Below are 12,151 nucleotides of genomic sequence, written 5' to 3' on the forward strand. Positions count from 1 at the left end.
GGTCAGCCCTTCAGCCGGGTGAGGTTCTCGGTGGACAGGGACCGGGTGCGGCCGTGATGCACCCGCATCAGGACCCCGAAGACGACGACCGCGACGAGCAGGTCGAAGAGGAAGGCGACCTCGAGGATCAGTGGCATGCCGGCGGCCACGACGAGGCTGACCACCGAGACGCCGTTCTCCAAGGAGAAGAACCCGATCGCCTGACTGACCACGTCGCGGCGCATGATGATGAGCACGAAGGCGACCAGCACCACCGCGAAGGCCAGGCTCAGCGCGGTCGCGGGCAGCACCTCGGAGTCGATCCCGAGCACGTTGACGGTGAAGAACCCGAAGGCCGCCACCACGATCGCGATCATGATCTCGCTGGCCACGCCCAGCACCCCGCTGCCGGCGATCTCGGTCGAGGCGTCACGCATCAGCCGGAGGATGAGCCACGGCACGATGACGGCCTTGAGCGCGAAGGAGACCGCCGCCAGCGCGTAGAGCTCCGGGACGTCGCGGCCGCCGGCCACCACGGCGGCGAGGATGCTGACCACCAGGGACTGGGCGGCGTACAGCCTCACCTGTGCCCGCAGCAGCGCCGAGCGCAACATCAGGAACTCCAGCAGCAGTACGACGACCGCCACGGTGTTCGCGGTGCCGTCGAACAGGGACGGGACGCTGCCGTGGGACATCAGCCGCCTCCTAGGTAGAGGGTGAAGATCGCCATCGTCGCCAGCAGGAACGCCGCCGCGACGAACTCGGTGATCTTGAAGAGCCGGAGTTTGGCGAAGGAGTCGTCGATCACCGCGATCACGCAGCCCAGCGCGCAGGCCTTCCCCAGCAGCGCCAGCACGGCCAGCAGCACGGGACCCGGCGAGTGCGTCGAGGCGAGGCCCCACGGCGCGACGAAGACGTTGAGGAAGACGGTGAACAGCACCAGCTGCTTGACCATCGAACCCCACTTGAGGAGGGCGAAGTAGGGGCCGGAGTGCTCGAACGGGCGACCCTCCTCGATCATGCCGAACTCGGTGGTCCCGGTATGGGTCTCGATCGGGATGCGCCCGGTCTCGAACAGGATCACCATGAACAGCGCCGCGGACGCCAGCAGGTGGGCCGGCCGGACGATCTGGTCCGGACCGCTGCGGACCGTGGCACCGAGCACGTACGGCAGGTCGGTGGTGGTCACGATGGCCACCGTGAAGACCACCAGCAGCATCACCGGCTCGGTGATCGCCGCGAAGGTCTTGGACCGGCTCGAGCCCACCTGTGCGTAGCTGTCGCCGGTCTCGGCGGCGGCCACCGCGACCACGAAGCTGGCCAGGGCCAGGATGAAGCCGGAGCCGAGGATGTCCCCGGCGAACCCGAGCGGCAGCGCATAGCTGGTCAGCACCGGGATCAGCAACGGCACGGTCAGGTAGCAGGCCATCGCCAGGAACGGCGCGACCAGGAAGAACGGCCCGACCCCGACCGGCGCGAGCGCCTCCTTGCGGAACAGCTTGGCCAGGTCGTAATAGGGCTGCAGGACGCGCGGCCCGTGACGGCCCTGCAGGACCGCCTCCACCCGCGCGATCACACCGGTGACCAGCGGTGACCCGACCGCGATCGTCAGCACCTGCGCCACCTGGATCAGTGACGGCGCCAGCTGGACGCTCACTCCCACGTCCCTCGACGCGGCTCGCTCGGACGCGTGGCGTCGTCGAGAACGCCGCCGGATCCGTGCCCGGGCTCGTTCTCCGCCCCCTCGGGGCGCCACAGATTCCCCAGATAGGGAGCGGTCTGGGCCCTGCCCCGGACCACGTCCGGCAGGAAGCCCGCGATCGGCGGACGGAGGTTGACCTGCCGCACCCGCTCCAGCGACATCCAGGCCGGCTCGACACCGTGCTCACCGGCCAGGGTCACCTCCTCCCTCGCGCCCACCCTCGCCACGAAGACCAGCTCGACACAACGACGCCCCCGGTCGGGGGCGATGACATCGGCGACGAACGCGCATCTGTCCGGCATCACCACCACGCCGGTCTCCTCGGCGACCTCGCGCCGGGCACAGGCGAGCATCCCCTCGCCCGGGCGCGGCCGGCCACCGGGAAGCACCCACACCTCTCCGTCGGGTCTGCCGGGCTTGGCGGGCCCCTCACCAGGACGACGCAGCAGCAACACGTCCTCGCCCCGCGCCACGATCACCGCGCAGCGAAGCTCGACCAGCGACTCGTCGCCGGCCAACGCAGCCTCGACGGGATCGGCACCCGGGGAGTCCTGGGAGTGCGAGCGGAACGGGTACGACGGCACCTGCGACCTCCTGGTCAGCAGGAGCCATCAGCACGTCGCGGTTCGAACACCTGTCGGCTTGTGTCGCACCAAGGGTTCCGGCGAGCTCCATCGCCACGACAAGTGAAGCAACCGGCCATCGAACGGTCAAGCGGCCACGCCCGCCGGACGTCGACTTGCGATCCGCAGTCCCGCGCGCTTCACTGGGAACACGGCGATGGAGCCCGCCGAGCCTGGGAACAGACCGAGGCTGAACCGCAACGACTCGCTAATGGCCCCTCTCCAAGAGAGGGGTTTCACCATGGCCCGATGTCGGGACGTGGCGCGATGACGCCCGCGTCGTTCAGCATCCTGTTCGGTGGTCGCCGGCCCGAGCGGATCGACGAGACGCCAGAGCCGAGCTACTTCGGCGACCTGCGTCTCGACCAGCTGGTCGCCGGCCTCACCGGGGACGTCGACCAGTTCCATCTGGCGCCGCTGTTCCGCGCCATGGTCGCCGACCGGGAGACGCTCCGGCTGCGCCAGGACGTCTTCGACGACATACAGCAGCCGGGGGTGCGGCAGACGCTCGACGGGTTCTCCCAGGACATGGCCGCCGTACACAGCGCCCTGCGTGCCAGCCAGAACCTGCGCGTCGGCGCCCAGAAGGACCGCTGGCACCTGAACGCCGCCGCCGGCTACTGCACGGCGGTGCGCACCGCGGTGAGCGCCATCGGCGGCTCGGGCCTGCGCTCGGGCGGCCTGCGCGAGATCGTGCGCGGCCTGCGCGACCTGGCCGGTTCCGACGACTTCCGCCGGCTCGACGGCGAGTCGTCCCGGCTCGAGGAGCAGCTGCGTGCGCTGGACTACAGCGTCTTCCTCCAGGGTGCACGGATCACCGTGGGCGCCTACGACGGCGAGTCCGACTACGGCGAGCACATCGTGAACATGTTCTCCCGCTTCCGTCAGCACGATCAGGATCCGGAGGCGAAGCAGACCCAGCAACGGCGACGGAAGGTGCGGTACGCCGGCGGCGACCCCGTGCGGGAGCGGATCGTGGCCCTGGTCGCCGAGCTCCACCCGGCGCTGTTCGCCGAGCTCGCCGCCTTCCGGGCCCGGCATCCCTCGTTCCTGGACCCCACCGTCTCGCTGTTCTACCGCGAGCTGCAGTTCTACCTGCGCTACCAGGACCTGAGGCAGCGTCTCGAGGGGGCCGGCCTGCCCACCGTCCGTCCGACGTTGCGCGAGGAGCACGGCGTCACGGCGCGCGACGTCTACGACATCGTGCTGGCCAGCCAGCAGGCGACGCCGGCCGAGCCCGGCGGATCGCGGACGGGCGGATCATCGACGGGCGGATCATCGACAGGCGGGATCGTCGGCAACGACCTCGATCTCGCGCCGTACGAGCGCCGGGTGGTGATCAGCGGCCCCAACCAGGGCGGCAAGACGACGTTCTCCCGCACCATCGCGCAGATCCACCATCTGGCCGCCCTCGGCTGTCCGGTGCCCGGCAGCGAGGTAGCGCTCGCCCCGCCGGATCGGATCTTCACCCACTTCGAACGCGAGGAGCTCGGACACCGCACCGGGAAGCTCGAGGACGACCTCCTCCGCATCCAGGCCATCCTCGAGCAGGCGACCTCGCACAGCGTGGTGGTCCTCAACGAGATCTTCGCCTCGACCACCACCGCCGATGCCGTCGACCTCGCCCGTGGCGTCCTCGACCGGCTCAGCGCCTCGGGCGCACTCTGTCTCTGCGTCACCTTCCTCGACGAGATCGCCCAGGCACCGCACACGGTCACCCTGGTCGCCCAGGTCGACCCCGACGACGTCACCCGCAGAACCTTCCGGGTGATCCGGGCCCCGGCGGACGGGCGGGCCTACGCCACCGCGCTGGCGGTCAAACACGGCTTGACCTACGACGATGTGAGGAGGCGGGTGCAATGAAGGTCCGTCTGATGTTCCCCGACGCCGACTTCGATCCCACCCTGACCGAGCCGCCAGGCGCCGACGATCTGGTCCAGGACCTCCAGCTGAACCCGGTCTTCGAGGCGATGGCCGGAGGCGACGCGTTCATCCTGGAGATGTGCCGGGCCGCCCTGATGGCCGGCTGCGAGTCGACCGACCAGATCGGCTACCGGCACCAGGTCCTCGCCGACTGCGCCGCCAACCGCGCCGTGGTGACCGAGCTGTACCAGATGGCCACCGGCGTGCTCGAGGATCGCAAGCGGATCCACCGGGCCAACATCTTCCTCAGCCTGGAGTCGGGCCTGCATCAGTCGGTCTCCGTGCTCGAGGCCTGCCTGCCCTACTTCCACCGGCTCCAGGAGATGTCCGCGACCGCCCCGCCGACCTTCACCTCGCCCGCCTTCAAGGCCTTCTTCGCGGTGCTCAGCGAGGAGCTCGACGCCGACTATCTCGCCACCATCGAGCGCGAGCTCGCCGCCCTCCGCTTCCGCGGCGGGCTCCTGCTCAGTGCCGCCCTCGGCGAGGGCAACACCGGGGTCGACTTCGTGCTCCGGGCACCGGACGAGTCCAAGCGCACCTTCTTCCGTCGGATCCCGCTGCGCAAGCCCACCCGCAGCGTGACCATCCCGGAGCGCGACGAGGCGAGCTTCAACGCACTCGGCGCCCTGCGCAGCGATGCCGTCGCCGATGCCGCCGAGGCGGCGGTCGCGTCGGTCAATCACGTCATCGACTTCTTCACCGTGCTCCGCCAGGAGCTCGGGTTCTACCTGGGCTGCCTCAACCTCGCCGACGCCCTCACCGGGCGCGGCCAGCAGAGCTGCGTGCCCGAGGTGATCGCGACCGGGAGCCTGCAACACCACGCCATCGGCCTGTACGACGCCGGCCTCGCCCTCGACAGCAGCACCCGCACCGTGTCCTCGGACTACGACAGCCGGGGCGCCGCGATCACCATCATCACCGGGGCGAACCGGGGCGGGAAGTCGACCTTCCTGCGAGGCGTCGGCATCGCCGCGCTGCTCGCCCGCTGTGGGGCCTACGCGCCGGCCACCAGCTACCGGGTGCCGCTCTACCGCGCGGTGCTGACCCACTTCCGTCGTGAGGAGGACGAGCAGTTGGCCTCCGGGAAGTTCGACGAGGAGCTCACCCGGATGGCCACCGCCGTCGACGAGCTGAGCCAGGGATCGCTCTTCCTGAGCAACGAGTCGTTCTCCTCGACCAACGAACGCGAGGGCAGCCAGATCGCCGAGGACGTCCTGCGTGGCCTGGCCGACTCGAGTGTCGATGTCGTCATGGTCACCCACATGTTCGAGCTCGCCGAGCGCCTGCGCACGGACACCTCGACGGTGGTGTTCCTGCGTGCCGAACGCCGCGACGACGGTGGACGCTCCTTCCGTATCCTGCCCGGGCTGCCGAAGGCGACCAGCCATGCGATGGACCTCTACCAGCGCATCTTCGAGCACGCGCCCTCGTCCGAGCCACCCGCCGATCGGTCGCCGGATCCGGGATCGGCCAGCACCGCCTCGACCGACCCGGTCAGGACCTGACGGGCGAGACACCATGGCCCAGGATCAGCACCGGGACCAGCACCGGGACCAGCACCAGGATCGGGCTCCGCTGTGCCGGCTGCTGGTCGACGTACGGGGCCTCGAGCAGCGACCGATCGACGCACTGCGGGTCCTGGTGACCGCGGACGTGCTGGCCCGGATCCGGGAACGGTCGGGCGGCGATCAGGTGCTGGCCGTGCTCGAGGACCGCGGTGCGGCGGCGGTCCGCTCGGCGTGGTCCGGGGCGCTCCAGATCCGCGATCCGCTGGCGAGCGCTCGAGACCCCGAGGAGGCGCTGGAGTGCCTGCTCGGCCGACCCGACCTCGTGGTGGGGCCCGCCGACCCGGCCACGCCCGCGACTCGCGCCGCCCGCCCGAGTCCGGGTCGGCAGCACCGGCGCCTCGGTGTCGGTACGACGAGGCTCTCGCCGTCGCTTGCCGCCACCTTCGCCGTCTCCGGCCCGGCCGACGATCGTGATCCGCTCTCGCTCCGGCTCGCGCTGCTGCGGTTTCGCTGCGCCGCGCCGGCGGAGGTGTCGATCGCCCGCCTGCATCGCGCCGAGGAGACGCTCGAGCGCTGGCAGATCAAGGTGGCCGGCTGGGCCGACATGCCACCAGGCCCGATGCCGCCGGGGCACGCCGAGGAGGTACGCCGGGCGCTGCATGCCGACGCGACCGACGGGACGGTCGGGCCGGTGGGGGTTGTCGGGGACGGCCCCGACACCCCCGCCGTACTGACCTCGCTGCATCGCCTGGAGATCGACCCGCGCCTGCCGTCCGGCAGCAAGTACCAGGCGTTCGCCCAGGCCGACCGCGTGCTGGCCCTCCAGCTCGGCCGTCTGGTCCGGCCGGCGATCCCCGGACGCAGTGCCTGACCGTCGCCCGGAGATCGGCCCGGCATCGGCCCGGCATTGATCGGGGTCCGTTCCCGCGGGAGAATGAGGGCGATGGTGATGAGGCTCGCCGCAACTGCATCCCACCGGTGCTGATGGCCTCTACGTGCACTGCTCCGCGCTCGTAGAAAGGGTTGTCGTCATGCCACGCATCAGCGTCGAGGTCCACGCCACCGTCGGGTCGGCGATCGGCCGCAGTCACCGACCCGAACACTCGCTCTTCGCCCGACCCCACCACACCGACGGCCTCCCGGTGGGGTGGGGCGAGGTCGCCGAGACGCAGCTGCGACGCGGCGACCCGCTGCGCGCGCTGGTGCTGATGAGTGAGCCGGCGCTCCCCCAACTGGTCCACGCCTGGCCCATCGGCGTACTCCACCTGGCCGGCCGCGCGCCCGAGGACATCCTCGCCTGCGTCGCCGAGGAGCGACCCTTCCTCGATCTGATCGACCTCGTTCACTGCGCCGACTGGGACGCGCGACCGGAGGCGTGGGTGCGTGCGCTGCGGGTAGTACGGCCGGGGACACCGCACCACCTCGCCGGTTGCGGTGGCGTGCACGAGGCGAACGCGCTGCTCGCCGAGGCGTTGCCGGCCGAGACGCCGCTCGCCGGTGTGGCCGGACTCGCACCGACGAGCAGTCGCGCCTGACGCGGTCTCGCCGCGATCGTGGCGGCGCCTGCTCGGGTGTCTGCTGGTCGATGCGACCGGCGGATCGACGCACCGCTCAACCGGCGATGTCGAGGACCGCCACGCCCCGGATCGGGTCCGCCGCCAGGTCGGCGAGAGCCTGCGCGGCGTCGGCGAGCGGATACGACGTCACCTCGGCATGGACGCGCAGTCGACCGGCGAGGCGGAACAGCTCGGCGCCGTCGGCCCTGGTGTTCGAGGTGACGCTCGTGAGGGTCCGCTCACCGAAGAGATGCCGCTGGTAGTCGAGGACCGGGACGTCGGTGAGGTGGATGCCGGCGACAGCGCACGTGCCCGCCCGCCCCAGGTCGCCCAGCGCCTCGCGCACCACCTCGCCGGCGGGCGCGAAGACGATCGCGGAGTCGAGAGCGGGGACGGCGCCGCCGGGTGGCACCGCGGAGGCGACGCCGAGGTCGAGGGCAAGCGTGCGGGCCGCGGCATCGCGGGTCACGACGTGCACCTCCGCCCCCTGCGCGAGCGCGATCTGGGCCGTGAGATGGGCACTCGCGCCGAACCCGTAGAGCCCGATCCGGCCACCGGGTGGGAGTGCGGCCCGCCGCAACGCGCGGTAGCCGATGATCCCCGCGCACAGCAACGGCGCGGCCTGGCGCGCCTCGAGCGCGTCGGGGATCGGGTAGAGGTATGCGATCGGCGCGACGGCGTACTCCGCGTAGCCGCCGTCGGCGTCCCAACCGGTGTAGCGGGAGCTCTCGCAGAGGTTCTCCGCGCCGCTCCGGCACCACCGGCACGCGCCGCAGGTCGCCCGCAGCCAGGGGATGCCGACCCGTTCGCCCACCCGCACACCCTCCCGTGCGCGATCCACCGCGTCGCCGAGCGCGGCGACCGTCCCGACGATCTCGTGTCCTGGCACCACCGGCGACCGGTGCGGAGGCAGGTCACGGTCGACGACGTGCAGGTCGGTGCGGCACACGCCGCATGCCTCGACCCGCACGAGGACCTCCCCCGGTCCGGGCTCCGGGATCGGAAGCTCGACGGCCGAGAGCTGGTGAGCGACCGCCGTCTGCCAGGCCCGCATCGTGTCCATGTCGTCTCCTCGTCGTCTCCTCATCCTCTCTCGATCGTCTCGCCGCTCTCCGTGTGTCCCCTCCGATCTGGACCGTCTCGGCGATCCGGTCCAGGGCGATCCGGTCCAGGGAGCAGCTGAGCGCCGGAGGCGAGCCTCCGGCGCTCACCCCTGCGTCTTCTCCTTCTCGAAGATCCCGTCGTGCTCGAGCGCGAGGCCGTCCCGCTCGACGACACCGAGATCGGGCGGCAGCACCTCGACGGGGCACGGACTCGTGCGCAGGACGGCGCGCCCGGTGCTGCCGAGGTGACCCTCGGGAAGGAGGTGCCGCCGGCGTCCGATGAGCAACAGGTCCGCGTCCGCGGCGGCGTCCGCGATCACGCGCGCCGCCTGCCCGTGATGGACCTCGATGCGTACCGCGAGCCCTGCGGTCCGCTCGGGCAGGCGAGCCCGGGCATGGTCGACCCCCTGCTCCAGCGCCCGCCGCGCCGTCATCTCCCATTCGCTCTGGTCGAGTCGGGCGACCGTCAGGTCGTCGTACGCCGTCGGCAGCGCCCAGGCATGGAGCAGCACCAGCTCGGCGTCACGTTCGGCGGCCTCCTGAAGGGCTCGGGCGATCAGGCCGACGGAGCCCTCGCAGTCCTTGATCGCCGCGACCACCCGCCTGCTGCCCTCGCCGGGCCGCCAACTCGCCGGTACGGCGACCACGGGTGCCGGCGCATGTGCGGCAACCGCGCCGAGAACAGCTCCCGTCGAGAGACGCTTCAGGATGGGCCGCGGCTCGTCGCCGAGGACCACCAACCGTGCCGATGGGGCGGCGTGGACGAGGCCGGCGACCGGACGGCCGGCGAGCAGCGTGGTGCTCACGCGATCGGCGCCGAGTGCCGCCCCCGCCTCCTTCGCCGCCTCGGCCAGCAACCCGGCGCCGACGCGCCGGGTCTCGACAGGCAGGGGCAGGTTGGCCATCGGAGATGCCGAGACGACCGGTGCGATCTCCGGGATCACGTGGACCAGCCGCACATCGGCGTGCCACCGCTGCGCCTGGGCAATCGCGTAGCGGATGGCGGCGCGTCCTCCCGCCGAGCCGTCGATCCCCACCAGGATCTGGTCGGGTGTGGTCATGACGCCCTCCTCATCGGCCCGGTCGGCCCGGTCGGCCCGGATGGTCGGCCTGGGTGGGCCGTCGACCTCGACCGTGCTCCGGCCGACCCGGCCCCGGTAGGGGACGAGGGTCCTCGTCGCCGGGACCTTGGTCCGGCGGGAGGTGGCGGGAGACGGGTCGTCGTCGGCCTCGTCGACGATCGCCACGGGCGCGGCCGTCCCGATGCCGCAGGACCTTCGACCCTCCCCTCGGCTCACGCCACTCGGCCGGATGACCCGAAGTGCCCTCCGGGTCGGGTCCTCCGACTCTCGCGCCCGGCACCGCGCCGGATGTGCCATGGAGAGGACCGGGCGTCGGGACATCGTCCCCTCCGATGGCGGCGCGCCGGAGGACGCCGCCCACTGCCGAAAGAGAGAAGAGACATGAGATCAGCTGTCGTCATCGGCTTCGATCGTCCCCTGGAGATCCAGGACCGTCCCGTTCCCGAGCCGGGTCCGGGGCAGGTCCAGGTACGCGTGCAAGCCTGCGGCCTGTGCCACACCGACATCCATGCCGCCCACGGGGACTGGCCGGTCAAGCCGACACCGCCGTTCGTCCCGGGCCACGAGGGGGTGGGGGTGGTCACCGCTGTCGGCGAGGGGGTCACGCACCGCGCCGTCGGCGACCGGGTGGCCATCGCGTGGCTGGGTCACGCCTGCGGGCACTGCGACCACTGTGTCAGCGGCTGGGAGACGCTGTGCGAGGAGCAGCAGAACAGCGGCTACTCGGTCGACGGTGCCTTCGCCGAGTACGCCGTCGCCGACGCGGACTACGTCGTACCCGTCCCCGACCAGGTGGCGTCCTTCGAAGCCGCCCCGCTCACCTGCGCCGGTGTGACCACCTACAAGGCGATCAAGGTCGCCGGCATCACCCCGGGCGAGAGGGTCGCGGTCTTCGGGATCGGTGGTCTGGGTCATCTGGCGGTGCAGTACGCCCGGCTGGTCGGGGCCGAGGTGATCGCGGTGGACCTCGCCGACGAGAAGCTCGAGCTCGCTCGCAAGCTGGGCGCCGACCACACGGTCGACGCCGCCACCACCGACCCCGTCCGCGCCATCGCCGACCTCGGCGGCGCCGATGTCGCGGTCGCGCTCGCGGTCACCCCCAGGGCCTTCGAGCAGGCGTTCGCGTCCCTGCGTCGCGGTGGCCGACTGGTCTGCGTGGCGCTGCCGCCGGAGAGCGCCGGCCCGATGCATCTGCCGATCTTCGACACCGTCCTGTCCGGCATCAGCGTCATCGGCTCCATCGTCGGCACCCGCGAGGACCTGGCCGAGGTCTTCCGGCTGCACGCCTTGGGGCGGACCCGCGTCATCGCGGAGTCACGCAAGCTCGAGGACGTCAACGAGTGCATCGACGACGTGCTGCACGCGCGCACGGCCGCCCGGCTGGTCTTCGAGTTCTGAGATCGAGAACGACCCGGCCGCCTCGGCCATCGGCCGGGTCGGAGCAGCGGTCGCTCTCGATTCCGGGCCGCCGGCAACGTGCGACGAGGTAGGTCGATCGGGGCCCCAGACCCCGGACGTGTCGCGTCGTACGGTCGGCGGTGATCGTGGTGATCGTGGAGGACTCCTCTCGGTTGGTGGAGAGGACCCGATCTGGTCGACACACGGTGGACATGCGGCCGGATGAGAACGGCCCCTGATTCTGCGTTCCCGCAGCTCAGGGGCCTGATCGAGGTGGGTGGGTGATACTGGGTTCGAACCAGTGACCTCTTCGGTGTGAACGAAGCGCGCTACCACTGCGCCAATCACCCAGGTGCGGTCGCAGACTCTAGCGCATCGTCGGCCGCACTTCACATTCGCCGATCCGTGGCCGATCGCACGACCCGGCTCGCCGTGTCTGGCCGGGTTGGAGTGGTGCGGTGGCGTAGGGTCGATCTCACCATTCGAAGGATTGAGACGAAGACGAGGATGTCGGCCGAAGAACTACCCGTGACTCCCCACCCGGATCTCGAGCCGCCGCTCGCCGGGGCGAAGCCCGACGCCGGACCGGCCGGTCTCACACTCGTCTCGGTGAGCCGGGACGGACACCGGATGTTGTTCGTCGACGAGACCGGTCGCGAGTTCGCGCTGGATGTCGATGACCGTCTTCGAGCAGCCCTCCCGGCTGCCTCACCCCGCCGATCGGAGCCTCTCGTGAACGAGTCCGCCAAGAACCCGCCCAGCAGTCTGCGTCCGCGCGACATCCAGTCTCGGATCCGCAGCGGTGAGAGCGCCGAGCAGGTCGCGGAGGCCGCCGGCACCTCGGTGGAGAAGATCATGGCCTTCGCCGGTCCCGTGCTCGCCGAGCGCGAGCACATGGCCGAACGTGCCCAGAAGGCCTCGGTACGACGCCGGGCAGGCGAGCCGGCGGGCACCGCTCGCACCCTCGGGGACGCCGTCGCCGGCCATCTCGGCCGGCTGGACCTCGCCCCGGAGGTGGTCACCTGGGACTCCTACCGTCGTACCGACGGCCGCTGGAAGCTGATCGCCCACTACGAGACGCGGGCCCGCTCCGGACAGGCCGAGCTCTCCTTCGATCCGGCCGGCAACTACGTGGCGATCGAGAACGACGACGCCCGCTGGCTGATCGGCGACCGGATCGAGGCCCCGACGCCGACCGCGCCTCCCACCACCCCGCCGCCGACGGCGCGGGCCGACGACCTGCAGGCCGCCCGGGAGCGGCGCGCCCAGGCGGACGC

The 12,151-nt window shown here is 71.4% G+C and carries 11 protein-coding genes, 1 tRNA gene and 2 riboswitches; of the genes, 6 read left to right on the forward strand and 6 right to left on the reverse strand.

Annotated features, from left to right (window positions below; translation table 11 throughout):
- Nucleotides 1–2: 2 nt before the first annotated feature.
- The 3 genes from QM638_RS12075 to QM638_RS12085 are packed head-to-tail and all read right to left on the reverse strand — an operon-like array spanning nt 3 to nt 2,265.
- On the reverse strand, nt 3–674 hold the full coding sequence (locus QM638_RS12075; RefSeq protein WP_415142222.1) for a hypothetical protein: 672 nt from the start codon (nt 672–674) through the stop codon (nt 3–5).
- Nucleotides 674–1,636, reverse strand: coding sequence for a respiratory chain complex I subunit 1 family protein (locus tag QM638_RS12080; RefSeq protein WP_415142223.1), 963 nt, complete (start codon nt 1,634–1,636; stop codon nt 674–676). The genes QM638_RS12075 and QM638_RS12080 overlap by 1 nt, the downstream gene beginning before the upstream one ends.
- Nucleotides 1,633–2,265, reverse strand: a complete 633-nt coding sequence (locus QM638_RS12085; protein ID WP_415142224.1) for an NUDIX hydrolase — start codon at nt 2,263–2,265, stop codon at nt 1,633–1,635. Before QM638_RS12085 ends, QM638_RS12080 begins: the two co-directional genes overlap by 4 nt.
- Nucleotides 2,266–2,276: 11 nt before the next feature.
- A riboswitch (Fluoride riboswitch) is annotated at nt 2,277–2,369 on the reverse strand.
- Between the two features lie 184 nt (nt 2,370–2,553).
- Between QM638_RS12085 and QM638_RS12090 the strand changes: the two genes are divergently transcribed.
- From QM638_RS12090 to QM638_RS12105, 4 genes are all read left to right on the forward strand, one after another.
- A complete protein-coding gene (locus QM638_RS12090; RefSeq protein ID WP_415142225.1) occupies nt 2,554–4,167 on the forward strand; it encodes a MutS-related protein in 1,614 nt (537 codons plus the stop codon).
- On the forward strand, nt 4,164–5,732 hold the full coding sequence (locus QM638_RS12095) for a MutS-related protein (protein WP_415142226.1): 1,569 nt from the start codon (nt 4,164–4,166) through the stop codon (nt 5,730–5,732). Before QM638_RS12090 ends, QM638_RS12095 begins: the two co-directional genes overlap by 4 nt.
- 13 nt (nt 5,733–5,745) lie before the next feature.
- Complete coding sequence (locus QM638_RS12100) at nt 5,746–6,606, forward strand: hypothetical protein (protein ID WP_415142227.1); 861 nt, start codon at nt 5,746–5,748, stop codon at nt 6,604–6,606.
- A 65-nt stretch (nt 6,607–6,671) separates the two neighbouring features.
- Nucleotides 6,672–6,736: riboswitch (Fluoride riboswitch) on the forward strand.
- Nucleotides 6,737–6,766: 30 nt separating this feature from the next.
- On the forward strand, nt 6,767–7,270 hold the full coding sequence (locus tag QM638_RS12105) for a hypothetical protein (protein WP_415142228.1): 504 nt from the start codon (nt 6,767–6,769) through the stop codon (nt 7,268–7,270).
- Between the two features lie 76 nt (nt 7,271–7,346).
- Here QM638_RS12105 and QM638_RS12110 read toward each other — a convergent pair whose 3' ends face one another.
- Nucleotides 7,347–8,354 (reverse strand): zinc-binding alcohol dehydrogenase family protein, encoded by a 1,008-nt coding sequence (locus tag QM638_RS12110; protein ID WP_415142229.1) that lies wholly within the window; start codon nt 8,352–8,354, stop codon nt 7,347–7,349.
- A gap of 144 nt (nt 8,355–8,498) precedes the next feature.
- Nucleotides 8,499–9,641, reverse strand: coding sequence for a universal stress protein (locus QM638_RS12115; protein ID WP_415142230.1), 1,143 nt, complete (start codon nt 9,639–9,641; stop codon nt 8,499–8,501).
- A gap of 216 nt (nt 9,642–9,857) precedes the next feature.
- Between QM638_RS12115 and adhP the strand changes: the two genes are divergently transcribed.
- Nucleotides 9,858–10,874, forward strand: coding sequence for an alcohol dehydrogenase AdhP (gene adhP, locus QM638_RS12120; RefSeq protein WP_415142231.1), 1,017 nt, complete (start codon nt 9,858–9,860; stop codon nt 10,872–10,874).
- A 278-nt stretch (nt 10,875–11,152) separates the two neighbouring features.
- Here adhP and QM638_RS12125 read toward each other — a convergent pair.
- Nucleotides 11,153–11,224: transfer RNA gene (locus QM638_RS12125), tRNA-Val, on the reverse strand.
- Nucleotides 11,225–11,504: 280 nt separating this feature from the next.
- Between QM638_RS12125 and sepH the strand changes: the two genes are divergently transcribed.
- Nucleotides 11,505–12,151: septation protein SepH (sepH, locus tag QM638_RS12130; protein ID WP_415142234.1), on the forward strand; the 647-nt coding region annotated here is incomplete at its 3' end.

The sequence above is a fragment of the Nocardioides sp. genome (assembly GCF_047606145.1).
In the GTDB taxonomy this organism is placed as follows: domain Bacteria; phylum Actinomycetota; class Actinomycetes; order Propionibacteriales; family Nocardioidaceae; genus Nocardioides.

Coding starts and splice junctions, on each gene's coding strand:
- QM638_RS12075 (WP_415142222.1), bottom strand. CDS start 674: ATGTCCCACGGCAGCGTCCCGTCCCTGTTCGACGGCACCGCGAACACC.
- QM638_RS12090 (WP_415142225.1), top strand. CDS start 2,554: ATGTCGGGACGTGGCGCGATGACGCCCGCGTCGTTCAGCATCCTGTTC.
- QM638_RS12095 (WP_415142226.1), top strand. CDS start 4,164: ATGAAGGTCCGTCTGATGTTCCCCGACGCCGACTTCGATCCCACCCTG.
- QM638_RS12100 (WP_415142227.1), top strand. CDS start 5,746: ATGGCCCAGGATCAGCACCGGGACCAGCACCGGGACCAGCACCAGGAT.
- QM638_RS12105 (WP_415142228.1), top strand. CDS start 6,767: ATGCCACGCATCAGCGTCGAGGTCCACGCCACCGTCGGGTCGGCGATC.
- QM638_RS12110 (WP_415142229.1), bottom strand. CDS start 8,354: ATGGACACGATGCGGGCCTGGCAGACGGCGGTCGCTCACCAGCTCTCG.
- adhP (WP_415142231.1), top strand. CDS start 9,858: ATGAGATCAGCTGTCGTCATCGGCTTCGATCGTCCCCTGGAGATCCAG.